We start from the raw sequence: 25,650 nt of genomic DNA, 5'->3' as shown, positions 1-25,650 counted from the left end.
TCAATTGCATAGGTTTCCTTCTTTGATAGAATTAAGCTTATCTACCAAATTATTTGCTTGTTCTTGGATAAATAATCGTTTTTCGTCAAGGTTGGGAATTTGAAAATCACTAAGTAAATCAAACCGAGACCTCAGTGGAGCTGGAATATACTGAATATAATGTTCAGAAGTCATATTTGAAGTAAATATAATAGTATATCCATTAAGATTGTGAGCAACACCATGTCTATCCGTAAATTTACCGTCTTCCAGTAGCTCATAAAAGAAATTAAATACAGCTGGTGTTGCTTTTTCGAATTCATCAATAAGAATAACTCTAGATTTTGATGAATTAATTTTTATAATAAGCTCACCACCCTCATCGCTTCCAACATATCCGAGTGGAGAACCTATTAAACTATTCAACACTCCTTCTGTCGAGTAGTTTCCAAAATTAATTTTGATAAGCTCCTCATCTGGATAGAGCGACTTTGATAAAATCTTAGCAAATTCTGTCTTACCTATTCCAGATTCACCAATTAAAAACACAGAAAAAATCTTTCTAACTCCTATTTTTTCGAGTAGTATAAAGTTTGCATACTTCTGTACAAAATCTTCCTTAAATAAATCATGACCGATTAGCTTGCTGGCAGCCTCCTGTATTTTATTTCTAAATTCAGTATTGCTCCTATCTTTCATGTCATCATCAGGATTAAAATTTCGAACTTCTGGATTAGCAAAATCCTCATTTATTTCTTCATCTTCAAATAGAAGTGGCAACTCTTTTAGTACACTTTCATATTTTAACTTATTTAGCCAAAAAATAAGGGAGATAGGTACTTTACTTAATAAAAAGAAAAGCCGACCTATATACTGGCTATTATAGGCATTTAAATTCATCAAGGCAGATAAATCTATAACTAATCCTTTTACAGTGTCAAATTCCTTGCATATATCCTCTAGTTCACTCAAATTAGAGAAATCGTGAGATAAAATACGAGTGATATCAATCTTTTTACTTTCTGAGAAGCGTTTTTTTAAATCATCTATTCTTGCAATATCATATAAATAAATCACGATTCACTCTCCACATTGATTTTCTGAACGACAGCAATCACATCTATCAAATGGTATGTTCCTTTTAATTTTTCATACTTGAAATCTATTTCGAATTCCGCCCCTGATTCATCGCTCTTTTCAGATAATGAGGATTTTGGGATAATATCTTTTACATTTTTTATCACATTATTCTTCTTGGCTTGCTTACTCATAAACTCTAAAAATCTTGTTGATATGGTGTCCACTTCTGAAAAATCAACCTTGCCTCTATCTATTCCAACTAAGCTAAGTTTTCCAAGTTGAAAATCGCTATGTCTATATCCATTCTCAAAACCTTCAACATCTCCATAAGGGAAACGAACCAAGAATTCTTCACCATCTTGTTGGAAGCTATAATCAATCGTATAGTCAGTCAAAAAAGTAGAAAGTAGATTTGACATATTTAATTCGATTCCCTCGGTGCTAGGATTATCCAACTTGCTAGCCTGTAATACTTGCAATATAAGTGGAATATCTTGTGCGTTTACGGGATTAAGAGTCACACTGTCAAATTTTATTAAATCTCCTTGCTCCAGGTTCTCACCTTGAAAATTTTTAGACATTTCATAGACTTTTCTAAAAATCGTAGATTTAGTACTTTTAACTTCGAAACTCTCATTGATTTTGCTTTCTGCAGTTAATTCGTTGTCATTTTCATATCCTGAGTAAAAACTGTTCTTCATTCCAATTTTAAAAGAGTTTTTACGACTTACTATATTGCTATTTTCTTTCTGAATAGTTGTCTTGATAGTATCATCGATTAGGGTAGCAATCTCATAAGACTTAGCCGAATTCAGATACACTAAGTTGAAATAGTCTATACTTGATTGAGAATTGTCTTCTTCTGTATTAATTTTATTGATAGAATCTATCCGCCAACTCACAGCAATCAATATGGCAATAGCCATTAGTAGTACATTTAAATCGATATTAGCTATGGTAATTAGACAATCCAATACGGGCTGGAGCAGTACATACAATATGGTTACAAATAAAAAATCATCCTTCTTCTCATTTATTAAAAAGTAAAAGGACAACATTGCCACTACAGCAAAAATCATCTTATATCCAGAATACGGCTGTAATATATTAATTTTAAACAAACAACCAAGGATTGTATATGTAACTAATGTATAGGTGGTTACCCTACGATAATTTATGTCTAGGAAAAATTTCTTTACCAACAAACACCTCCAACTTTCTTAATCACTCTTTTGTCTCTCTCTTACAAGAAGAGCATTGATTAGCAGTTTTTATTTTTCTATTATACCATATATCAGAGAGCAGTCCAAGGCAACCAGTCACCCAGCAGCCAAAATAATAAATACCTATAACCCCTTAAATAGCGATTTTGGACGCTATTTTTGTTTTTCTGGATTTTACACTTGACTCTTTAGATATTCAGAGTTATCATCAGACAGACAAAAATAAAAGTAAAGGAGTTGGCAACGGAAAATTTTAGACATAGTCCAGAAAGTCAGAATGAGCAATAGTCTAAACGATCTAAAATCGAAACATGCCAATTAACTACTTTTGGTGAAATTCACGATTATGTTCCTGAAGATATATTTTCGAAATCAATATTTAAAACAAAAATTCCTTTGAATAAAGATGGAGCTTGTAAATTTTTAAATCTCGAACGAGCTGAAGAGTATTTTTGTCGATTGGCTCGGTCTAAAAGCATAGAGTATGAGGAGTTTTGGTTTGAATAGTTAAAAAAAGTGAGTAGATTTGTTCTACTCACTTAATCCCATAGACAAGACTGCTTACCTAAAACCAACTTCTTTTTTCTTTATTCAACAACGGCTTCAGCAATTTCTTCAGCAGTAATTCCTGCGAAATAACGGCCTAAGTTAATGGTTTGAAGGGCTTTAAGAACATCTTCGCGTTCGTACTTAACACCACGAAGGACATCTTCTACTGCTGCAACGTCTTCGATACCGAAGAAGTCACCATAAATCTTGATGTCTTGAATTTTTGATTCAATAACATTCGCAAAGATTTCAACCTTACCACTAGGGAATTTTGTTCCACGACGGACGTTATACTCTGGTGATTTACCATAGTTCCAATCCCAAGTTCCAAACTTAGTATCTTTAATACGATTGATTTCAGCTAATTCCTCATCTGAAAATACATATTCTGTCATTTCAGGGTATTCTTTTTTCATGTATTCCAAAAGTAGGTCACGGAATTCTTCTACGGTGATTTTTTCTGGCAATTCATCTACGATATTGGTTACGCGAGCACGAACTGATTTAACACCTTTAGATTCGAACTTATCTTTAGATACCTTTAGTGCGTTAGCTAGGACTGACAAATCCACGTCAAAGAGAAGACAACCATGGTGCATGATGCGTCCATTGATATAAGCTTGGGCATTTCCACAGAATTTCTTACCGTCGATTTCTAAGTCATTACGGCCTGTAAATTCAGCTTTAACACCAAGTTGAGCAAGTGTATTGATTACTGGAGTAGAAAAGCTCTTGAAGTCAAAGGCCTTATTTTCGTCTTCTTTTGAGATGATTGTATAGTTAAGGTTGTTCAAATCGTGGTAAACAGCTCCACCACCACTGATACGACGTACTACTTCAATTCCGTGTTCACGAACGTAGTCTCGGTTGATTTCTTCGATCGTATTTTGGTGACGTCCTACAATGATAGATGGTTTGTTGATCCAAAGCAGGAATATTTGATCCTCGTCCAAAAGGTGTTTAAAAGCATATTCCTCTAAAGCAATATTAAAGGCAGTGTCATTTGAATGATTGATAATGTATTTCATAGTATTTCCAAAAATCTAGTTTTTAAATTCTGCTCATAGCAATCCAATTTTCTAAAGTGGTAAAAAGAAATGTAACGTATTATCGTTACATTTCTCGGAAAAATTGAGACAAGAGGCTCAATTTTTAGGCATGGAACTCTAATAGAGGTTGCTGCCGTCCGTACTACTTTAAGAAAATTTAGTTGAAAAACTTATTTATTTTTTCTTAGGTGAATGGATTGCCATTCCAAGAACATCCGCAAACGCTTCGTACATTACTTCAGAGTAGGTTGGGTGTCCGTGGATTGTCTTAAGCATTTCCTCTACAGTGATTTCCATTTCAATGATACTTGACGCTTCGTTAATCAATTCAGCTGCTGCTGGACCAATGATATGAACACCAAGGATTTCACCATATTTCTTATCGGCAATAACTTTAACAAAACCTTGAGCTGCATCAGAAGCAATTGCACGACCGTTTGCTGCAAAGTTGAATTTACCGATTTGGACATCGTATTTCTCACGAGCTTGTTCTTCTGTCAAACCAACTGCTGCTACTTCTGGAAGTGTGTAGATAGCTGCAGGAGTTAAGTTCAATTTAGCAACAGCGTGGTTTCCTTTAAGTGCATTTTCAGCTGCTACTTCACCCATACGGAAGGCAGCGTGAGCTAACATTTTAGTACCGTTGATATCACCTGGTGCATAGATACCTGGAACAGAAGTTTCCATGTATTCGTTGACTTTAATACGACCACGTTCTAATTCAAACTCGACTTCACCGATACCTTCAAGGTCTGGAACACGTCCGATTGATAGAAGAGCTTTGTTCGCAATGATATCATCTTCTCCTTCAACCTTGATACGAAGTTTGCCATCTTCTTCAATGATTTCTTGAAGTTTAGTGTCTGTCAAGATTGTCATACCTTTACGTTCAAGGATTAAACGAAGGTTCTTAGATACTTCCGCATCCATAGCTGGAACAATACGATCCATCATTTCGATAACAGTAACTTTTGAACCAAATGTCATGAAGGCTTGTCCAAGTTCGATACCAACAACGCCACCACCAATGATCACAAGGCTTTCTGGTACTTCGTTCATTTCAAGGATGTCATCACTAGTCATCACAAGAGATGATTCCATACCAGGAACGTTGATTTTGCTTACTTTTGAACCACCAGCAAGGATGATTTTCTTAGTTTCAAGCAATTCAGAACCATTGACTAAGACGTTCTTATCCTTAGTAATGGTACCGATACCCTTATGAACATCAACTCCATAGCTACGAAGGAGTCCTGCAACACCACCAACAAGAGTATTAACAACTTTAGATTTAGTTTCTAATAGTTTTTCCATATCAACAGTGAAGTTAGGATTTTCAATCACGATACCACGATTTGCTGCATGACCGATATTCTCGATAATTTCAGCGTTATGGAGGTAAGTCTTAGTTGGAATACATCCGCGGTTCAAGCAAGTACCACCAAGTTCAGATTTCTCAACAAGAGCAACCTTACCACCTAATTGTGCAGCTTTAATTGCAGATACATAACCAGCAGGTCCACCACCGATAACAACGATATCGTAAGCATCATCGCTCTTACCATCATCGTTTGAAGCACTTGCAGCAGGTGCTGGACTAGCTTCAGGTGCTGCTGCGCCAGCTGTTGGGATATTCTCCCCTTCTTCCCCAAGATAACCGATAACTTCAGTAACAGGGACAGTTTCTCCATCACCTTTAAGGATAGCGATCAAGTAACCATCTTCTTCGGCTTCCAATTCCATGCTGACTTTGTCAGTCATGATTTCCAAAAGGATTTCTCCTTCTTTTACAAATTCTCCGACTTTTTTATTCCATTGGACGATTTGTCCTTCTGTCATATCCACGCCGGCTTTTGGCATAATTACTTCTAAGGCCATATCTTACTTCCTTTATCTATATTTCTAATAATAAATACTTTAAACCAACATTGAGATTGGGTTTTCAATCAAAGCTTTCAAGTCTTTCATAAACTTAGCACCAGCCATACCATCTACGACACGGTGGTCAATTGTCAATCCAAGACTCATAATTGGACGAATCACGATTTCACCATTTACTACAACCGGTTTTTCAACTGTTGAGCTAACACCGAGGATGGCTGAGTTCGGTTGGTTGATGATAGGACCAAATGATTGAACACCAAACATTCCCAAGTTACTGATGGTGAAGGTTGAATTTTGCAATTCGCTAGGAGCTAGTTTACCATCCAAAGTACGTCCGATCACATCTTTAAATGCAACTACCAACTCAGACAAGCTCATTTTTTCTGCATTATAGACAACTGGTGTCATCAATCCATTATCCATACCAACTGCCATCGCAAGGTTGACATAATTGTGAGTAATAATTGTCTTACCATCTTCAGTTAATGAAGCGTTGATGTAAGGGTGTTTCATAAGAGTCTTAACAACCGCAAGTGAAAGCAAGTCTGTAACAGTAATTTTCTTACCAGTTGCTTCCATGATTGGATCAAGGACTTTCTTACGAAGGGCCAACATTTGAGACATATCAACATCGTAGTTAAGCGTGAAGGTTGGTGCAGTCAAGTAAGATTCAACCATACGTTGAGCAATAACCTTACGCATCGGTGTCATTGGAATACGCTCGATTTCACCATAAGGAGTTACGTTATCTGGGACTTCTTCCACTTTCTCGATTTGAGAAGGAGACTTAATCGTATCGTTTTCGATATTTTCAGGAAGGAAAGCTAAAACATCCTTCTTCATAATCTTACCACGATGACCAGTTCCTTGGATTTCTTGCCATGCAATGTTATGTTCAAGGGCAATTCGTTTTGCAAGTGGCGAAATGCGAACCACATTAGTGTCTTTAAATGTTTCCACGTCTTCTTTGTGGACACGACCGTTTGCGCCTGAGCCAGAAACATCGTAGAGATTAATTCCTAAATCATCTGCTAATTTTCTAGCCGCAGGAGTCGCTCTTAGCTTATCATCAGCCATGACCTCTCCTATTCTATACTAAGATATCAAGGACGTAGAGGACAAAGAAAAAATAGGAGATTGACGCTGTGTTCGATGAACACGAGGAAATCTATCTTTTTTTCACAGTCCTCCGTCCGGATTCAGTTACAATGATACTAAGGGCGTCAAAAGTCACAGTGAAAATAGGAAACTTGACGAAGAAACTTTAGTTTCTAGGAAAGTTTATCTTTTTCACACAGACTTTAGCCCGAATTCAACTCTACAAGCAACTTGGACACGGAACGTGTCTCAAGTTGCTACGGTTGCCGCTATCGAGCGGCCAACCTAGTAGACTTACTAAGTTTTTTGCCAAATATTATCGATTCGTCAAAAAACTGTCGCAACTATACAATCAACTTGGATACAAAATATATCTCAAGTTACAACTGTTGTAGCTATCAAGCGATCAACCTAGTAGTCTTACTAAGTCACTCATCGAATGATAACGATTCGATTCGTTCCTTGTCGCTTTTTATCAATTTAAAACGAAAGATAAAATACTAATGCATATTACATAATTTATGTTATGTATTATTGTTTGTTGTGAGTTTTACGAATGGCATCTTTGATGCTTTCAACTGTCGGAATCATTGCATTTTCAAGATTTTGTGCGTAAGGCATTGGCACATCTTCTCCTGCGCAACGACGAATAGGTGCATCTAAATAATCAAATGCTTCTGATTCCGAAATGATAGCTGAGATTTCACCAATATAGCCGCTTGTTTTGTGGGCATCATTGACAAGAACTACTTTTCCTGTTTTCTTAATTGAGTTAATGATGATTTCTTTATCAAGTGGAACCAAAGTACGTGGGTCTACTACTTCTACAGAGATTCCTTCTTCAGCCAATTCTTCAGCTGCTTGCATGACACGACGAAGCATTTTACCGTAGGTTACTACTGTTACATCAGTACCTTTGCGTTTGATTTCTCCGACACCAAGTGGGATAGTATAGTCTGGATCAACAGGAACTTCACCTTTTTGGTTAAATTCAGATTTGTATTCAAGAATGATAACAGGGTTGTTATCGCGAATAGAAGACTTGAGAAGTCCCTTCATATCAGCTGGTGTACCTGGAGCTACTACTTTCAATCCTGGGATATGCGTAAACCATGTTTCTAATGATTGTGAGTGTTGTGCTGCAGAACCTACACCATTACCAGCTGCACAGCGGATTGTCATTGGTACTTGACCTTTTCCACCAAACATATAACGAGTTTTTGCTGCTTGGTTAACGATAGCATCCATGGCAATTACAGAAAAGTCCATGAAGGTCATATCAACGATTGGACGAAGACCAGTCATAGCTGCACCAGCAGCTGCACCAGAAATAGCAGCTTCTGAAATAGGACAGTCACGTACACGTTCTGGTCCAAATTCTTCAAGCATACCTACAGATGTACCAAAGTCTCCACCAAAGACACCTACATCTTCACCCATCAAGAGTACATTTTTATCGCGACGCATTTCCTCAGACATTGCAAGGATAATGGTATCGCGGAAAGACATTAATTTAGTTTCCATATTTTCTCTACTTCTCCTTAGTCTGCGTAAATATCTTCAAATGCTGATTCTAGTGGAGGGAATGGACTTTCTTCTGCAAATTTAACAGATGCCTCCACTGCTTCCTTAACTTGTGCTTGAATTTCTTCAAGTTCCTCTGCACTAGCAATCTTGTTCTCAACAAGGTACTTGCGAAGATTTTCGATTGGGTCTTTTTGTTTCCACTCTTCTACTTCTTCACGTGTACGATATTTACCTGGGTCTGAAGATGAGTGACCAAGCCAACGGTAGGTTACACTCTCAATCAAGACAGGACCTTTACCAGAGCGAACATGATCGACTGCCTTTTTAAATCCTTCGTAGACATCGATTACATTGTTACCATCTTCGATAAACATACCAGGAATACCGTAAGCTGCGCTACGTTCATGGATATGTTGAACATTGGTCATTTTCTTAATATCTGCTGAAATTCCGTAACCATTATTGATACAGTAGAAAATTACTGGGAGATTCCAGATTGACGCCATATTCACCGCTTCGTGGAATACACCTTCGTTTGTTGCACCGTCACCAAAGAAGCAGACAACGATTTTACCAGTGTTTTTCATTTGTTGAGTAAGGGCAGCACCTACTGCGATTCCCATACCACCACCTACAATACCGTTGGCACCAAGGTTACCTGCATCAAGATCGGCGATGTGCATTGATCCACCTTTACCTTTACAAGTTCCGGTATACTTACCTAGGATTTCAGCCATCATGCCATTAAGGTCAATACCTTTAGCGATGGCTTGACCGTGACCACGGTGATTTGAAGTGATCAGATCATCTGCGTTTAGAGCTAACATAGCTCCGACGTTAGCAGCTTCCTCACCAACAGAAAAGTGCGTCATACCGGGCACTTTTCCTTTTTTTACTAATTGAGCAATTTTTAAGTCCATACGACGAATTTCTTCCATCTTACGGAACATCTCAAGCAAAAGATTTTTATCTAAAGTTGACATAATCTTGCCTTTCTAAGTTTAAATTCTTATAGTTCTATTTTACTTTATAGGTTAATTAGTGTCAAAAAATATGCTTGCAATTTTTCACAATATAAAAAAAGAAAAGTCAGTAAAATCAAGACTTTTCTTTATATAAAATACAAATTTCACAAGCTGTTTTTTCATCATTTTTCAACAAATTATTTGAATCTTTGCATAATAACTTGTAAACGCCACTGATAAAGAATTCCACTTACCATTAAACTAATGATAAGAGCAATCCAATAGGAATACGCACCTAAACTAGTCGAATAATCAAGATATAACCCAAGCGGAATCCCAACACCCCAGTATCCGAGAAGACCAAGACAAAAAGGAACAATCGTATCCTTGTAACCTCTTAAAATACCTTGTAAAGGTGCCGCAAAGGTATCAGCTAACTGGAAGAACAAGCTATAGGTCATAAAAGATGCTGTCAGTTGGATAAATTCTGAATCTTGACCATATAGTCTGGCTACATTTTCACGATAGATGTAGAGAAAACTAAGTGTTAAAACTGCAAACACCATAGCTGTTAAACGACCAATATGGATATACTGTTTTGCATCGTCTAACCGTTTAGCTCCTACCTCATAAGAAATCACAATGGCCATGGCAGTTGAAATACTCATAGGAAAAGCATACATCAGATTTGAAAAGTTCATAGCTGACTGATGACTGGCAATAATAAGTGATGAGAATTTCGCCATAATCAAACCAACAACTGAAAAAATGGCTACTTCAGCAAATACCGTCCCACCAATTGGTAGACCAAGATAAATAGCTTCCTTGATTTTTTTGATTTGTAGGGGCATAGGTTTTTGGAGTTGATATTCCTTAAGCTTTTTATGCTTTATTAAGACCAAAGTCGAAATCAGCAACAAGGCCCAGTAAGCGAGGGAAGTTCCCAGACCTGCTCCTGCACCTCCTAACTCAGGAAAACCAAAAACTCCATATATTAGTAAATAGTTAAATCCACTATTTAAAGGAAGTAAAAGAAGCATAAGATACATAGACAACTTTGTTAGTCCTAGCGTATCAAGTAGCGATCGAATAACACTAAAAAGCAAGAGAGGAATAATACCGATGGCTAGAAGCCACAGATAACGTATGGCAACACTGGATACAGCCACTTCCAGCCCCATGAATTGTAAGACAATTGGTGCTAAAAAGAAAACCAAGCCAAAAAGTACGATAGATAAGGCTAAAGCCAAATAAAGAAATTGATAAAAATCCGAAGAAACTTCTTTCTTTTTTCCTTGTCCCAAATGGTGACCAATAATAGGGACCAAGGCCGAGACAATCCCTGTCAGGAAGGTAAAGAAAGGATTCCACAAACTAGTTGCAATTGAAACACCCGCTAGATCCAGTGTATTATATTGGCCTGTCATCGTGGTATCGACAAAAGATGCGGAAAAATTAGCGAATTGATAAATTAGAATAGGAAAGAAAATTTTTAAAAATAAGATGATTTTGTCTTTAATAGTTTTTGTTGTATGCATACCTACTCTTTCTACTCCTTTTCATCCAAGCCAAAAAGCTTTAAGCCGTATTTTCTTAAGCTCAAGGGTGGATTACTAACTTTTGATGTCGTGTGCCAACAATTACATGAGGCGCAATAATAGCTTCTAACCAAGCCACCATTATCATACTCTACAGCATGATCAGCTTTTTCCTTGGTTTCATACTGAATTTTAGCACGGTTAGCTGCTGGACAAAATACTCCATGACAAGCATTGCGTTTTCGATTTCTAAGTTTACGAAAATAATTCATCCTCAAGCTCCTAATCTGCTTGATAAACGATTTGTCCCTTACAGATAGTATATTTAACCTGCCCTTTTAATTGTTCACCAATGAATGGTGAATTAGCTGCTTTAGAAGCAAAATGTGTGTCAACGATTCGGTCAGCTTTATCATCAAAAATCGTAATATCAGCTGGACCATTTTCAGTTAGATAACCTGCTTCAAAATTATAAAGTTTGGCTGGATTGTAGGTCATTTTTTCTAGCAATTGCATTAAACTCAACTCGCCAGCTTCCACCAGATAGGTTAAACCTAGTGACAAAGAAGTTTCCAAACCTGTCATACCTGATGGAGCTTTGGTAATATCCTCAACATTTTTTTCGTCAGCATGGTGAGGCGCGTGGTCAGTAGCAATGACAGAAATGACTCCAGATTTTAAACCTTCAATGACGGCGCGACGGTCTGATTCCAAACGAAGAGGTGGATTCATCTTAGCGTTACTTCCTTTAGTCAAAAGCAGAGCTTCAGTCTTAGAAAAATGCTGGGGTGCTACTTCTGCAGTTACGTTTGCTCCCATATTTTGAGCAAACTCTACAACTTTAACACTTTCTTCCTTAGACAAATGCTGGATATGAACATGAGCCTTGGTTGCATAGGCAATCATGACATCACGAGCAATCATAGCGTACTCCGCAACTCCTGTTGCACCGCAGATATGAAAGTGCTCTTTAGCGATATTTTCGTTAAAACCAAGCGTACCATTTAAACCAGGATCTTCTTCGTGCAAGCTGATAAAGGTGTTGAGTTTTTTTGCCTTTTCCATGGCTTCCTTGACAACTTTACTGCTTTCAAGTGGAATCCCATCATCAGAAAATCCAACTGCGCCAGCATCTAAAAGAGCTTTAAAGTCAGTTAGGTCTTGGCCATTAAAGTTTTTGGTAATCGTTGCAACAGATTTTACATTAATTTTTTCCTTGGCTGCAGATTGAAGAACTTCCTGCAAAGTCTCAACATCTGAGATAGTTGGATTGGTATTAGCCATCATTACGACTGTCGTAAAACCACCTGCAGCTGCTGCTAGTGCTCCTGTATGAATGTCTTCTTTATGAGTCTGACCAGGTTCACGGAAATGGACATGGATATCCACCAAACCAGGCGTAACTACAAGACCAGTAGCATCTATTACTTGAGCACCTTCTTCCTGGATTTCAGGAGCAATTTGAACAATTTTCCCTTCATCAACCAAAACATCACAAACTTGATCCAAACCAGACTTTGGATCCATCACACGGCCGTTTTTGATTACTAACATAACAATACTCCTTTATTCGTAGAAATCCACTTGGGTATCCAATAACTTATCACCATCATAGACAAACTTGGCTGAAAAGAAGGGTTTATCTTCTAGAAGCCACTCGACAAAGGTATGGTCACCTTCCCAGGTCGGTTTGCTTAAAACTTCATCGTAAGGAACCCATTCTAAGGTCCCTTCGTTACAGTCAATCAATTCTCCTTCAAATTCTGTTACCTTAAACACATAGGTGTACCAGTCCAAGTCAGGAGTAAACTCTGGAAAGGTGATAACTCCTTTTAATACTGGTTTTGCTTTTAGACCAGTTTCTTCTAAAATCTCACGAGCAGCACATTCTTGTGGAGTTTCTCCACGCTCTAACTTTCCACCTACACCGATCCATTTTCCTTCATGGACATCATTAGGCTTTTTATTGCGATGAAGCATGAGCAATTCTTTTCCATTATCAATGTAGCAAATTGTCGCTAACTGAGGCATATTCTCTCCTTATCTAAGCCAATCGATTGGCTCTTGTCCACTTTCTTTTAAGAATGCATTAGCCTTAGAAAAAGGCTTGGAACCCCAAAATCCTCTGTAAACTGAAAGAGGACTTGGGTGGGCTGATTCGATAATCAAGTGCTGAGGATTTGTAACCAAGGACTTCTTCTTACGTGCATAAGCACCCCAAAGTACAAAAACTACGGGTCTATCAATATTATTGACAACCTTGATCACAGCATTTGTAAAAGGTTCCCATATCTGCCCAGCATGACCATTTGCTTGACCAGCAGGAACCGTCAAGCAAGCATTGAGAAGCAAGACTCCCTGCTCGGCCCAAGAGGTCAAGTCATGAGACGGTTTTACCCCAATATCATCCGCAAGCTCTTTTAAAATATTTTGTAAAGAAGGAGGTGATGGAATAGAATCTGGAACTGAAAAACTCAAGCCCTGCGCCTGACCTGGTCCATGATAGGGATCTTGGCCTAGAATTACCACTTTAACCTCTTCCAGAGGAGTCGTCAAAAGAGCCTGAAAAACCTTTTCCTTAGGCGGATAAACAGTTCCTTGAGCATAAACTTGCTCCATAAAGTGATTGATTTTCCCAAAATAACCCTCAGGTAATTGCTCTTTAATCAAAGCATGCCAGGATGAGTGCTCCATTGCTTTCTCCTTCGTTTATACTGCCTCTATTATAGCAAAAAGTGGCTATCTAAACCACTTTTAAAAGTATCTATTAAGTTTTGAGAAGTTTTAGAAAGAATTTATACTAAAGAACCTTTATTCAACCCCATTTCTCATATTAGAAAGGATAAATTCTTTGTCAATTTCATCAATAATCAATTCTGTTCGAGTATTAAGTTTTTCATCAAATCTTTTATTCAATTCCTTTACAACGCTTATCTTAAACTCATCACTTGATTTTTGTTTATAGTAATCAAATCCTCCAGAAGCCGCACTACAGCAACTCCCCCAATCTGAAAGATAGCCTATTATTTCAAAAACACTATCATTGTATTTTTCAAATTTTTTAGTTGCAGAACTTTTTAGATAGCCTGAAATACAATTTACAAAAGAGTAGTAATACTTAGAGTCACGAAATGAATTGAATTCTACACTATGAAAACTTGGATCGAGAATTCGTGCTAATCGCACATCTTTCATGGTGGGTTTTGTGGTCATTTTAATATCAGTCTGCAGATAAGCATAATAGGTTTCCTTATCAAAGAAAGCTCCATCTACCGCTATCAAAGCACCATACATACCATCTTCATACTGAAACACCATCACAGCACCGTTCCTATATTTGCTTTCTACAGGAACAGGCGGAGCAATTCTCTTTTTGGGCTTTTCTTTTTTTACACTTATCTTTTCTAAAAACTTTTCTAGATTTTCAGCTCTTTGTTCTAAAAATTCACTATCAGCACCTAATTCTTGGGCTAGTTCTAAATCTTCTTTGTTAAGAATGATTTCTTTAATTTCAAGCAAGAATTCATCATCTAATTGCCCAACTTCCCATAAACAGTGTGCTAAAGCGAACAAGACATCATACATATCGTCATCGTATAAATCCGATGTCAGTTCATTTTTGATTGTATTTGCATCTTCTCCTTGATTGTATCTCTCGAAGAATTCTTCTTTAATATCTAAGGAGGTGTCATTTCCAAAAATCGTTGCATCCCATGTTCCCATAATTTATAGACTCCAATCTACTTTTTAACAGTTTTAAATATTTTGTTAGGTTTTGCAAAGAATCTATACCAAAGAGTATTTATTCAATACCCTGTGAAGTATTAGTAAGGATAAATTCTTTGCCAATTTCATAGAAAATCATTTGAGTTCGATTATTTAGATTTTCATTAAACTATTTATTCAATTTCTTTGTGACACAGGTCTTAAATTCATCAGTTATTTTTTGTCGATAATACAAAAATCTTACAAAAGCTTCGCTATAACAGCTTCACCAATCAGAAAGATAGCTAAGCATTTCAAAAACTATCATAAAATCTTTCAAGTCTTTTCCTTGTAGAATTTTCTATATCATCTGTAATAAACTAGATTACTAGAATTATACTTAATTAAATCCTTTAGATTAAACTTTTATTTTATTAAACTTACTAAATAAACTATTTAACAATCAAATAATGGGCATCTTTTATCTTATATTTTTCTAGATTGATAATGGTTTGTTTCTTATCAACAATATCATATTTAACCAGAGAATCATTAAATAAGAAATAATAGATGTTGTCTTTAAATGTAAAATACGGTGCAATATATTGTTCTGTACTAAAGCCTTCTAGATGAATAATATCTTCTTCTAAATTGTCTAGATTGACAGTAGTATAGGAAAATTCACCATTATACAATCCCTCATTCTCTATAATAAATTGGTTATTTTTAGCATCATAGTGAATATTTGTTGGATACCTATCTGGAATATCGATATAATCCTTGTTTTGACTTTTTATATCAAAAACCAATAATTTATTTCCTGACTTATATTCCCCATTAGAATTACGTCCATCAAGTGCTTCCACAATATACAAGACATCATCTACATTAACCATTCTCATATATGCTGATGTTTCGTTTAGATTATATGTTTCGACGATGTTGAATTCTTTATCCATTTTCCAAATTTCAGCATTAGGAACTTGAGTTGATAAATCCAATGTGGTTACAAGTAAGTATAAATAATTATCTATAATAACAAACTGTTGACTGGCATTTAGTTGACCATCATTTTTCATGGTAACATTAGTGACAACTTCTAAATTGTTATCATATTTATAAAATTCAATTCTATCTGTAAAGACAGCAGTTGCATATAAATAATCCCCATCTGTTATGGAGGCATAAGCATCATTTCCTTCTGCTAATTTAAATGTTTCACTTAAAGTTTCCTTATTAATTCTAGATACAAATCTTTTTAGAGCAGGGGTATCTTTTGTTTTTGCAGTTGAATAGGATCCTGCTTCCGAAAAACTTTCTGCCCAATAGATGTATTTTTCTTTTCTGGCTATATTACCCTTGAACTCATTTAAATCATAATCATCAAATACAGCTATTTTATCGCTATCCCAGATAGCCATTTTATAATCATCTACCGAATTCACCTTATTTGACTGACAGGCACTTAAACAAGAAAGACAGCAACAAGCACTTATTAACATCAACATGAAGTTCATGGCTCTTTTATTTCTTTTCAATATCATACTGATTTGCTCCTATATAGTTTGTTTCTACCAATTTAAGACGTTCAAACAGATGAATAGAATAAGCCCAATCTTAGGTACCCATATCTACTCCAGTCACAGGTTAATCCCTGTTGAAACTAACTAAGAAGAGTAAAATTTGTTACTAGTATCACTATTGAAAATTCTTGGTTATATAAGGCTTTCCAATTTGTCTAGCAGCTTAATAGGCAAATGATTGACTAGCTTTGATGCCCCTTTTTTAACATCTATTTGATAAACAGTACTATCGCTTCAATGACTATTGAGAGCTTAACGATACATGACAATCACAATATTCTTGTCATTATATCCTTGTATGATTTATTATATCAAAAAATAAAACGTTTTCAAAATATTATCAAAATTTCTTGAACTCTACGCCCCATGTTTTACAGAATCTTTTATATTTTGTGATTTTTAAAGTTCCCCCAAACAATTCAGCAAATCTTTGTAAGAATGAATTTCATAAGTTGGCTGGGCTTGAGTCTTATTTTCCATATGATGAGGATTGTACCAGATGGTATCGATGCCCGCATTATTTCCACCCTGAATATCAGCTGATAAGGAATCACCAATCATAAGGGCATGATTTTTATCAAAGTTAGGGATGCGAGCTCCAATTTTCTCATAAAATGCAGCATCTGGTTTTTGGGTATGGAGTTGCTCAGAAATGAAAATCTCCTTGAAAAATGGTGCGATACCAGATTTCTCCAAACGACCTGTCTGAATATAGGTGATTCCATTTGTCGCAGCATAGAGTTCATAGCCCTTACTTATCAATTTTTTTAGTAAATCTTCTACACCTGGAAAAGTCTGCCCCTGTTTCGATAGGAAAAACTGGTAGCGCTCTGCTAAGTAGGACCCATCTTTTTCAATTCCAAAATGAGCAAACAATTTTTCAAAACGAGTGTTAATTAACTCAGCCTTTGTGATTCTTTTCTGTTCCAAATCCTTCCAAAGGGCTTTGTTCATGGGCACGTAATAATCTTTATAAGTTTGGATATCCTCTACTCCTTCTTCTTTTAAGAGTTGCGTCAGAGCTATATCCTCAGCAGCATCAAAATCGAGTAAGGTGTGATCGAGGTCGAATAATAGAAATTTGTATTTCAATTTTAAAAACTTCCTTTCTTGGGGGGACAAAGAGTGGGACTAAATGATTCAAAAAAATTTAAAAAATTTTACCTCTACTTATTGAATAACTTAGCCCAATTCTGCTTGGAATTTAAAATTCTGGAGACATAAACCTCATATTTGTCGATATAATAAAAAGCTAAGTAATTTTCAATTGGCATATATCGATAGCGTTTTCCGTCATCTGTTAATTCACCATAACCTCGACTTGAAACCAAAGGACATGCTTCTGGAAAGGTTTCTAAAGTTTCTAGTGCCGTTAGAATAAGGTCTAGTTTACTATCGGCAGATTGCTGGCTGTAAAAATTCAGTACAATATAATCATGTATTTGTCTCAAGTCTTTCTTAGCTTGATCCGTAAGAGAAACATGGTAACGCTTATGATTAGTCAAGTCCAAATTCCTTTCTTACATCTGCCAAAGACGTTAGTTTACCTTGCTCAATTTCTTGATGTCCCATCAAGATTTCCTTTTTCAAGTCTTCAAAAGCAACCTGATATTGAGTCTCTTGTAAATCACTAAATACGAACTCTTTAGGATCAACTGCACCTGTCGCAATTTTACGAAGTGCAGCATTAAAAATATCTGATAGGGTTAACTTTTCATCAGCTAAGATTTCTTTCGTTTGTTGGTAAAAAGTCGAATCTGCTCTAAAATTAACAGGTTGAGTACTTGCCATGATTAATACCTCTTTGTAAAGATGATTTGTAAATACATTTTATCATCTTTAGATTTGAAATTCAACGAAAAGCTCCTTTAACAGAAAAGGAGCTATCTTGTATTTTATTGGTGTACAGCTTGTGCTGCTGTGATTAGAGTAAGTTTGAAGACGTCATCTGAGTTACATCCACGAGAAAGGTCATTAACTGGTTTGTTCAAACCTTGCAATACTGGACCAACTGCTGCAAAGCCACCGAGACGTTCTGCCATCTTGTAGCCAATATTTCCTGCTTCAATACCTGGGAAGATAAAGACGTTTGCTTGTCCAGCAACCTTGCTTCCTGGCGCCTTAAGAGCAGCTGTTTCTGGAACGAAGGCAGCATCAAATTGCAATTCACCATCAATTTCGAGGTCAGGACGAAGATCATGAGCAATCTTAGTTGCTTCAACGACCTTATCAACGCTTTCACCAAAACCTGAACCTTTAGTTGAATAGCTCAGCATAGCAATTTTTGGTTCAATACCGAACATCTTAGCTGTAATTGCAGAGTTAATCGCAATCTCTGCCAAAGCTTCAGCATCAGGATTGATATTGATGGCACAGTCACCAAAGAGGTAACGTTCAGTACCACGAACCATGAGGAAGGCGCCTGAAGTACGGCTAACATTCGGACGAGTTTTAATGATTTGAAGGGCTGGGCGAACAGTTGCCGCAGTAGAGTGAATAGCTCCTGAAACCATTCCATCTACCAAGCCCATGTAAACCAGCATAACACCAAAATAGTTCACGTCTTTAACCAAGATTTCGCGAGCTTCTTCTTCAGTCATTTTTCCTTTACGACGTTCTACAAGTGATGCTACCATGTCTTCAAATTGAGGGTAGTGGGCTGGGTCGATGACTTCATAACCATCCATGATTCCTTCGATTTCAAGATAAATTTTAATTTTATCAGGATTTCCTAGTAGGACAGGGATAACTTCTGTTTCTTTTACGATGCGTTTTGTAGCTTGAAGAATACGTGGTTCTTCACCTTCTGGCAAGACAATACGTGCATTTTTACCAACTAGGTTGGCTTTTAAACTTTCAAAAACTTCCATGAGTTTTGACTCCTTTTAAGATAAATTATTATTTGATAACTGAGTAATAAGGGTGTTGAAATCATCCGGCAGTGGACTTTCCATCTCCAACTGCTCTTCAAGAAAAGGATGATAAAACGATAAGTAATGGCAATGCAGAGCTTGACGCTCTATGCCATGTTCAAGACTACCACCATAGAGATCATCGCCAAGCAAAGGGAAACCGATATGGGAGAAATGAACACGAATCTGGTGTGTCCTTCCCGTATGTAGTCGAATATCAACTAGATGAATATTGCCATAAGACTGCACTATTCGATAGGAAGTATGGGCATATTTACCACCTTTTGCCACTCGTCTAGTAATGATTGAATCTTCGTCACGAGCAATCGGGGCAATAATTTCACCTTGAGGTTCCAGAAACCCATCTCCTTTAACGAGTGCAAAATAGCGCTTTTCAATGGCTTTCTTTTGCAACTGCTTGTCTAGTCTAGCATGAGCATAACCATGTTTAGCAAAAAGCATGAGACCCGAAGTATCGCGATCTAGTCTGGTTACAATGTGAACCTGCTGATTTTCATAGTTCTGTTTCACATAGTAGCCCTTGATAAAGTTAGCAATGGTATTGGAATGATTGACACTAGGAATCGAGGCCACACCAAAGGGTTTGTTTAGAATTAAGAAATGATCATCTTCAAACAGAATATCCAGTGGATAATCAATTGCTTCCAGTGTCTCAAAACCTTCCTCAGGAGGAATGTCGATGACAACCACATCCCCTATATCTAAGAGATAGGTTGCATTTTGTGGATGACCGTTTACGCGAATATCTCCACCTCGAAACTTGATTTTGGCCAGCAATCCTTTAGAGACTTCATGCTTTTTCAGAAAAGTCTTTACCTTGACGTGTTCGTCAGCAATAAATTCAAACCTCATTCATCCACCTCACCAATAAAGGCATCCTTGACACGATTCCAAAAACTAGTATGGCTTGGTGTTGCTACAAAATGGATCTTATGATGGTCTATCTGGTATTCTATTCTTTCAATATTACGGTAAGAATAAATGCTATTGTCAACAGAAATCGTATGATAGTCATTACGAGTTGGTATCAATTCTATCTTATCCTTCTTAGGCACAATGATAGAAGAACCTAAGGTTCTGTAGACACGATTGTTAAGACTCGCAATTTCTGTCAATTGTAGGGCCTCAATAGTAGGGTGCAAAACAGCTCCACCAAGAGATTTATTATAGGCTGTACTGCCAGTTGGCGTCGATACCGTCAGGCCATCTCCTCTAAAACGTTCAAATGGCACTTGGTTAATGATAATATCGGCAACCATAGTCCTATCAGCTCTCCGAATGCTAGCCTCATTCAAAGCACGGAAAATTTTCACTTCTCCATTTTCCAAAAAAATCTTTACATTTAAAAGCGGGTAAGACACACGAGCCCCAGTATCCAACTGTAAATTAGTAAGCAATTGATCTAGTTCAAAATCACGGTAGTCCGTATAGAAGCCCAAATGACCCGTGTGAACACCAACGAAGCGAACCTTATCCAGCTGGTCTTCATACTTGTGAAAAGCAGACAAAAGCATCCCATCCCCACCTATGGAAATCACGATATCAGGATGTTTATCATTTAATATAAAGTTATTCTTTTTTAATCGATCTCTTAATTCATATAAGACTCGTTGACTTTGAGGTTTGCGATTAGCGATTAGATCAATTCGTTTACCTGTATTCTTCATCGGTATCGTCACTATTACCTACCCCGTCATTTAACTTTCTATGCAATGGATCAAAGAGTGCCTGTGCTTCCTGGATATCATCACGAATTTTACTCATTTCTTCATCCAATTGGTGAGATATCCTTGCTGTGATTTCCAGACGTTTCTTAATTTCTTCTGGAAAATCCCCTTGATATTTATAATTGAGAGAATGCTCGATGGTAGCCCAGAAATTCATAGCCAAGGTACGAATCTGAATCTCCACCAGAATCGTTCTTGCCCCCTTGATCGTATCAACTGTATACTCAATAATCAAATGGTAAGAACGATAGCCTGAAGCCTTTCGATGAGTAATGTAGTCGCGTTCTTGGACAACTCTCATGTCTTGCCTCTTACGAAGGATGGCAACAACCTCGCTCACGTCATCTACAAATTGAACCATGACGCGTAAACCTGCAATATCTTGCAAGTCCTGTTCCAACGTATCGTATCCGATCCCACGACGAGCCATTTTTTCTTTTATACTTTCGATCGGTTTGACTCGACCAGTTACAAACTCAATTGGAGAATGTTTATTTTGTTTGCGGTATTGTTTTCGAATACCTCGGAGTTTTATCTTCAGCTCTCCGACAGCCTGAATGTAAGGATCTAAAAATTCTTCCCATTCTGTAATCATATATCTTTTTCATCCAATTCTCTATACACTTCGATTTATCTAGTTTTTGATTTTCTAGGAAAAATCTTATACAATAAATACAATGCTTATTATACCATACAATCGCTTTCAAAGATAAGGAAAAAGTAAAAAAAATGAAACATTTAGAAATTGAAATGAAAACACTTCTAAACAAGGATGAATATCAAAGATTGCAGGATCACTTTTCAGGAGTCACACCTATTACACAAAAAAATTACTACCTAGACACGCCTGATTTTTACCTTCGCAAACATAAAATTGCTATGCGCATTCGTACTTTTGAAAATAGCGCTGAATTGACCATAAAAATCCCACAAAAAGTTGGAAATATGGAGTACAATCAAGATCTAAGCCTTGAGGAAGCAAACCATTATCTTAAAGAATGTAAACTTCCACAAGGAATGATTCTTGACGAATTGACTAGCCGTGGACTTTCAACCAGTGGCTGGGTAGTTTTAGGTTGCCTAACTACTGTTCGCTACGAAAAGCAAACTCTGATCGGACTCATGGCACTTGATCAAAGCCAATACTTTGATATTGTTGACTATGAGCTTGAATTAGAAGTGGAAGATGGCAACCAAGGTAGTCTTGATTTCCAAGAATTTTTACAAGCCAATGAAATCCATTACAAAAAAGCTCCTTCAAAATTGGTTCGTTTTATAGAAAATATGAAAAAATACTGAAATAATCTTCTTTTTTTGATAAAATAAAAGGGATGAAAAATAATAGAATCTGTTGTAGAGAGCATTTATCACTAAAAGTGTTTCACTACAGCGATTCACTTAGTTTAAAGAGGACGGTTTATCGATGTCAGATACAAAAAACATGAAACTTTTCGCACTATCTTCCAACCAGGAAATTGCTCAAAGAATCGCAGATGCTGCAGGTGTTCCACTTGGAAAAGTATCTTCACGCCAATTTTCAGATGGCGAAATCCAAGTAAACATCGAAGAAAGTGTTCGTGGATATGATGTTTATATCATCCAATCAACTAGTTATCCAGTAAATAACCACTTGATGGAACTTTTGATTATGGTTGATGCTTGTGTTCGCGCAAGTGCTAATACTATTAACGTTGTTCTTCCATACTTCGGCTACGCTCGCCAAGATCGTATCGCTTCTTCTCGCGAACCACTTACTGCAAAACTGGTTGCAAATATGTTGGTGAAAGCTGGAGTTAGTCGTGTATTGACTCTTGACCTCCATGCCGTTCAGGTTCAAGGATTCTTTGACATTCCTGTAGATAACCTCTATACAATTCCACTTTTTGCAAAACATTACTGCGATAAAGGTTTGACTGGTTCAGATGTGGTTGTTGTCAGTCCTAAAAACTCTGGTGTAAAACGTGCTCGTAGTCTTGCTGAATACCTTGATGCTCCGATTGCTATCATTGATTATGCACAAGATGATTCTGAACGCAGTCAAGGTTACATTATCGGAGATGTCGAAGGTAAAAAGGCAATCTTGATTGATGACATTCTTAATACTGGTCGTACCTTCTCTGAAGCTGCTAAAATCTTAGAGCGTGACGGCGCAACTGAAATTTATGCAGTTTCAAGTCATGGTCTATTTGTTAACGGTGCTGCAGAGTTATTAGATGCAACAAATATCAAGGAAATCTTGGTTACAGATTCTGTTGTAACAGAAAGTAGAAAACCTAAAAACGTACAATACATCACTGCTAGCGAATTGATTGGTGATGCTATGGTTCGTATTCATGAAAGAAAACCAGTTAGTCCACTATTTAAATAGAAATTAGGTGAGTTTTTGATTTATTTGGATAATGCTGCAACGACTCCAATGTCTTCAGTAGCTATCTCAGCAATGACTCAAGTCATGCAAGAAACTTATGGCAACCCTTCTAGTATTCATGGACATGGGCGCCAAGCAGGTAAACTATTACGAGAAGCTCGTCAAGAACTAGCAAGTTTACTAGGAACAAAGCCACAACATATATTCTTTACCACTGGTGGTACTGAAAGCAATAATACTGCTATCATCGGCTACTGCCTTCGCCATCAAAATCGTGGAAAGCACATTATCACTACTGCGATTGAGCACCATGCTGTTCTAGAACCCATCAAATACTTGGTTGAAAATTTCGGTTTTGAAGTGACTATTTTACAGCCTAAACATCAAGAAATCACTGCAGACCAAGTCAAAAAAGCACTGCGTGAAGATACCATTCTTGTTTCTACTATGTTTGCCAATAATGAAACTGGTACGCTGTTACCTATTGCTGAAATTGGTGAGGTTCTAAAAAATCATCCAGCCGTCTATCATGTCGATGCAGTTCAGGCAGTCGGTAAATTAGAGATACTTCCCGAAGAATTGGGAATTGATTTTCTCAGTGCTTCTGCACACAAATTTTATGGTCCAAAAGGAGTTGGTTTTCTCTATGCTGCATCTACAGATTTTGATTCCTATCTTCATGGTGGTGATCAAGAGCAGAAAAAAAGAGCAGGAACAGAAAATCTTCCTGCCATTGTAGGAATGGTAGCAGCTCTAAAGGATGATCTTGAAAACCAAGCACAAAACTTTGAAAAGGTTCAACAACTAAAAGACACCTTCTTAAAGGAAATGGCTGAGTCAGACTATTACCTCAACCAAGGAAAAGACCAGCTACCTTATGTCCTTAATATTGGATTCCCAGGTCAACGTAATGATCTACTACTCCTTCGTCTAGATCTTGAAGGTATTTCTATTTCAACTGGCTCTGCTTGTACTGCAGGTGTCGTTCAGGTTAGTCATGTTCTTCAGGCTTTCTACGGTGAAGACTCTCCTCGCTTACACGAATCCGTTCGTGTAAGCATTTCACCTCAAAATACAGAGCAAGAAATAATCACTCTCGCACAAACTCTAAAAGAAATCATTGGAGGTTAACTCAATGGCATTCGAAAAAACCATTAGTCTTAAAAATTGCCGTTATGATTACACACTTAGCCCAACCGTCAAAAAGTTCACTCTAAAAGATAACACTTTTTTTGAAACTAAGGTTGGTAACTATGAACTAACACGTCTTCTTGAAAAAGTTCCAAATAGTGGGGAAGGTTTCCAACTTAAGATTATCATCAACAAAGACTTAACAGGTGCAAAAATCAACATCACTGATAAATTTGGTCTACGTTTAGTCGATATCTTTAAGTCAGAAGAAACTCATATCCACCAAGAGAAATTTTACTTCTTGATGGATAGTCTTGTTGAACGTGATGTCTTTACTAAAAGCGAAAGATAGAAGGCAATCATGTTTCGATTAACTTACAAAGACACCTATCAAGTCGATCGCGTTTTAGAATACGAAGATTATGAAGCACTCATGCTATCACTTTCAGGCTGTGTGACTCTTCCAGATACTACTGTCATTACTTCTCTGACCTATAATGGAAAAGAAATCTATCAGGGGCTTCTGGGAAATCTCTATCGTTTTCTATCTCACTATGATTTTACGAAGATAAGCTAAGATTTTTCTTAGTTTTTTCTTGTTTTTGTTGATTTTTTCACAATCTTTCTATAAAATAGTATTTAGAAAGGTTGTGATTTTGTGAAAGAAAAACAGTCTGCTATTCCAAAAGCAACAGCAAAGAGACTTTCTCTTTATTATCGTATCTTTAAAAGATTTCATGCAGAAAAAATTGAAAGAGCCAACTCAAAACAAATTGCCGAGGCCATTGGTATTGACTCTGCTACTGTTAGACGAGATTTTTCCTACTTTGGTGAACTTGGCCGCCGTGGATTTGGCTACGATGTCAAAAAACTAATGACGTTTTTTGCAGATCTTCTAAATGATAATTCTATTACAAATGTTATGTTGGTGGGTATTGGTAATATGGGGCATGCACTCCTTCACTATCGTTTCCACGAACGAAACAAAATGAAAATCATTATGGCTTTTGATTTGGATGATCATCCTGAAGTTGGGACAAAAACTCCTGATGGAATCCCAATTTATGGAATTTCCCAAATCAAGGATAAAATAAAGAATGCAGATGTTAAAACTGCAATCTTAACAGTTCCGAGTGTCAAATCACAAGAAGTAGCTAATCTCCTTGTCGAAGCAGGTATTAAAGGAATTTTAAGCTTTTCACCCGTTCATCTCCAACTACCAAAAGATGTGGTAGCTCAGTATGTAGATTTAACTAGTGAATTGCAAACTCTCCTCTATTTCATGAGAAAAGAGGATTAGAAAGCGAAAGC

27 protein-coding genes are annotated in these 25,650 nt (G+C 36.9%); 6 read left to right on the top strand and 21 right to left on the bottom strand.

Features of this window, described 5'->3' with window-relative positions; translation table 11 throughout:
* From PCY08_RS05045 to PCY08_RS04945, 21 genes are all read right to left on the bottom strand, one after another.
* Complete coding sequence (locus tag PCY08_RS05045; protein ID WP_301559639.1) at window positions 1-1,056, bottom strand: AAA family ATPase; 1,056 nt, start codon at window positions 1,054-1,056, stop codon at window positions 1-3.
* Complete coding sequence (locus tag PCY08_RS05040) at window positions 1,053-2,261, bottom strand: hypothetical protein (RefSeq protein WP_301559638.1); 1,209 nt, start codon at window positions 2,259-2,261, stop codon at window positions 1,053-1,055. Before PCY08_RS05040 ends, PCY08_RS05045 begins: the two co-directional genes overlap by 4 nt.
* A gap of 608 nt (window positions 2,262-2,869) precedes the next feature.
* Window positions 2,870-3,859, bottom strand: a complete 990-nt coding sequence (locus tag PCY08_RS05035) for a lipoate--protein ligase (protein WP_301559637.1) — start codon at window positions 3,857-3,859, stop codon at window positions 2,870-2,872.
* A 195-nt stretch (window positions 3,860-4,054) separates the two neighbouring features.
* Complete coding sequence (gene lpdA, locus PCY08_RS05030) at window positions 4,055-5,758, bottom strand: dihydrolipoyl dehydrogenase (RefSeq protein WP_301559636.1); 1,704 nt, start codon at window positions 5,756-5,758, stop codon at window positions 4,055-4,057.
* 39 nt (window positions 5,759-5,797) lie between these two features.
* Complete coding sequence (locus PCY08_RS05025) at window positions 5,798-6,841, bottom strand: dihydrolipoamide acetyltransferase (RefSeq protein ID WP_045762932.1); 1,044 nt, start codon at window positions 6,839-6,841, stop codon at window positions 5,798-5,800.
* A 552-nt stretch (window positions 6,842-7,393) separates the two neighbouring features.
* Window positions 7,394-8,386 (bottom strand): alpha-ketoacid dehydrogenase subunit beta, encoded by a 993-nt coding sequence (locus tag PCY08_RS05020; RefSeq protein WP_301559635.1) that lies wholly within the window; start codon window positions 8,384-8,386, stop codon window positions 7,394-7,396.
* 17 nt (window positions 8,387-8,403) lie between these two features.
* Entirely contained in the window at window positions 8,404-9,372 is a 969-nt protein-coding gene (locus tag PCY08_RS05015) for a thiamine pyrophosphate-dependent dehydrogenase E1 component subunit alpha (protein WP_000105346.1), read from the bottom strand.
* Between the two features lie 179 nt (window positions 9,373-9,551).
* Window positions 9,552-10,892, bottom strand: a complete 1,341-nt coding sequence (locus PCY08_RS05010; protein WP_301559634.1) for an MATE family efflux transporter — start codon at window positions 10,890-10,892, stop codon at window positions 9,552-9,554.
* A gap of 11 nt (window positions 10,893-10,903) precedes the next feature.
* Window positions 10,904-11,164 carry a hypothetical protein gene (locus PCY08_RS05005; protein ID WP_301559633.1) on the bottom strand — a complete coding sequence of 87 codons (261 nt, stop codon included), beginning with the start codon at window positions 11,162-11,164 and terminating at the stop codon, window positions 10,904-10,906.
* A 10-nt stretch (window positions 11,165-11,174) separates the two neighbouring features.
* Window positions 11,175-12,446 carry a dihydroorotase gene (locus PCY08_RS05000; protein WP_301559632.1) on the bottom strand — a complete coding sequence of 424 codons (1,272 nt, stop codon included), beginning with the start codon at window positions 12,444-12,446 and terminating at the stop codon, window positions 11,175-11,177.
* Window positions 12,447-12,458: 12 nt separating this feature from the next.
* On the bottom strand, window positions 12,459-12,923 hold the full coding sequence (locus tag PCY08_RS04995; protein ID WP_001135775.1) for an 8-oxo-dGTP diphosphatase: 465 nt from the start codon (window positions 12,921-12,923) through the stop codon (window positions 12,459-12,461).
* Between the two features lie 9 nt (window positions 12,924-12,932).
* Window positions 12,933-13,586, bottom strand: coding sequence for a uracil-DNA glycosylase (locus tag PCY08_RS04990; protein ID WP_301559631.1), 654 nt, complete (start codon window positions 13,584-13,586; stop codon window positions 12,933-12,935).
* A 117-nt stretch (window positions 13,587-13,703) separates the two neighbouring features.
* Complete coding sequence (locus PCY08_RS04985) at window positions 13,704-14,615, bottom strand: hypothetical protein (RefSeq protein ID WP_301559630.1); 912 nt, start codon at window positions 14,613-14,615, stop codon at window positions 13,704-13,706.
* Between the two features lie 434 nt (window positions 14,616-15,049).
* Window positions 15,050-16,018 (bottom strand): hypothetical protein, encoded by a 969-nt coding sequence (locus PCY08_RS04980; protein WP_301559629.1) that lies wholly within the window; start codon window positions 16,016-16,018, stop codon window positions 15,050-15,052.
* A gap of 561 nt (window positions 16,019-16,579) precedes the next feature.
* A complete protein-coding gene (locus tag PCY08_RS04975; protein ID WP_301559628.1) occupies window positions 16,580-17,272 on the bottom strand; it encodes a YjjG family noncanonical pyrimidine nucleotidase in 693 nt (230 codons plus the stop codon).
* 74 nt (window positions 17,273-17,346) lie between these two features.
* Window positions 17,347-17,685 carry a type II toxin-antitoxin system RelE/ParE family toxin gene (locus tag PCY08_RS04970; RefSeq protein WP_301559627.1) on the bottom strand — a complete coding sequence of 113 codons (339 nt, stop codon included), beginning with the start codon at window positions 17,683-17,685 and terminating at the stop codon, window positions 17,347-17,349.
* Entirely contained in the window at window positions 17,678-17,971 is a 294-nt protein-coding gene (locus PCY08_RS04965) for a hypothetical protein (protein WP_049509199.1), read from the bottom strand. Before PCY08_RS04965 ends, PCY08_RS04970 begins: the two co-directional genes overlap by 8 nt.
* Window positions 17,972-18,075: 104 nt before the next feature.
* Window positions 18,076-19,050, bottom strand: a complete 975-nt coding sequence (gene pta, locus PCY08_RS04960; RefSeq protein ID WP_049548636.1) for a phosphate acetyltransferase — start codon at window positions 19,048-19,050, stop codon at window positions 18,076-18,078.
* A gap of 15 nt (window positions 19,051-19,065) precedes the next feature.
* The gene (locus tag PCY08_RS04955) at window positions 19,066-19,965 is read right to left on the bottom strand and encodes an RluA family pseudouridine synthase (protein WP_301559626.1); all 900 of its coding nucleotides are present in this window, start codon (window positions 19,963-19,965) and stop codon (window positions 19,066-19,068) included.
* Entirely contained in the window at window positions 19,962-20,780 is an 819-nt protein-coding gene (locus PCY08_RS04950) for an NAD kinase (protein WP_025171265.1), read from the bottom strand. The genes PCY08_RS04955 and PCY08_RS04950 overlap by 4 nt, the downstream gene beginning before the upstream one ends.
* On the bottom strand, window positions 20,764-21,435 hold the full coding sequence (locus PCY08_RS04945; RefSeq protein ID WP_049529686.1) for a GTP pyrophosphokinase family protein: 672 nt from the start codon (window positions 21,433-21,435) through the stop codon (window positions 20,764-20,766). Before PCY08_RS04945 ends, PCY08_RS04950 begins: the two co-directional genes overlap by 17 nt.
* A gap of 134 nt (window positions 21,436-21,569) precedes the next feature.
* Here PCY08_RS04945 and PCY08_RS04940 point away from each other — a divergent pair, with 134 nt between their 5' ends.
* The 6 genes from PCY08_RS04940 (at window position 21,570) to PCY08_RS04915 (ending at window position 25,639) form a co-directional block, all read left to right on the top strand.
* Entirely contained in the window at window positions 21,570-22,139 is a 570-nt protein-coding gene (locus tag PCY08_RS04940; RefSeq protein ID WP_301559625.1) for a CYTH domain-containing protein, read from the top strand.
* A 124-nt stretch (window positions 22,140-22,263) separates the two neighbouring features.
* Complete coding sequence (locus tag PCY08_RS04935; protein ID WP_049503350.1) at window positions 22,264-23,208, top strand: ribose-phosphate diphosphokinase; 945 nt, start codon at window positions 22,264-22,266, stop codon at window positions 23,206-23,208.
* Between the two features lie 15 nt (window positions 23,209-23,223).
* Window positions 23,224-24,339 carry a cysteine desulfurase family protein gene (locus PCY08_RS04930; RefSeq protein ID WP_301559624.1) on the top strand — a complete coding sequence of 372 codons (1,116 nt, stop codon included), beginning with the start codon at window positions 23,224-23,226 and terminating at the stop codon, window positions 24,337-24,339.
* Between the two features lie 4 nt (window positions 24,340-24,343).
* A complete protein-coding gene (locus PCY08_RS04925; protein WP_049526341.1) occupies window positions 24,344-24,691 on the top strand; it encodes a DUF1831 domain-containing protein in 348 nt (115 codons plus the stop codon).
* A gap of 9 nt (window positions 24,692-24,700) precedes the next feature.
* Window positions 24,701-24,916 (top strand): DUF4649 family protein, encoded by a 216-nt coding sequence (locus PCY08_RS04920; protein WP_070460469.1) that lies wholly within the window; start codon window positions 24,701-24,703, stop codon window positions 24,914-24,916.
* An 81-nt stretch (window positions 24,917-24,997) separates the two neighbouring features.
* On the top strand, window positions 24,998-25,639 hold the full coding sequence (locus tag PCY08_RS04915; RefSeq protein ID WP_000660647.1) for a redox-sensing transcriptional repressor Rex: 642 nt from the start codon (window positions 24,998-25,000) through the stop codon (window positions 25,637-25,639).
* The last annotated feature ends 11 nt before the right edge of the window (window positions 25,640-25,650 follow it).

It is taken from the genome of Streptococcus sp. SO4 (assembly GCF_030440055.1).
Taxonomy (GTDB): domain Bacteria; phylum Bacillota; class Bacilli; order Lactobacillales; family Streptococcaceae; genus Streptococcus; species Streptococcus nidrosiense.
This window is presented reverse-complemented; position numbering and strand designations above follow the sequence as displayed.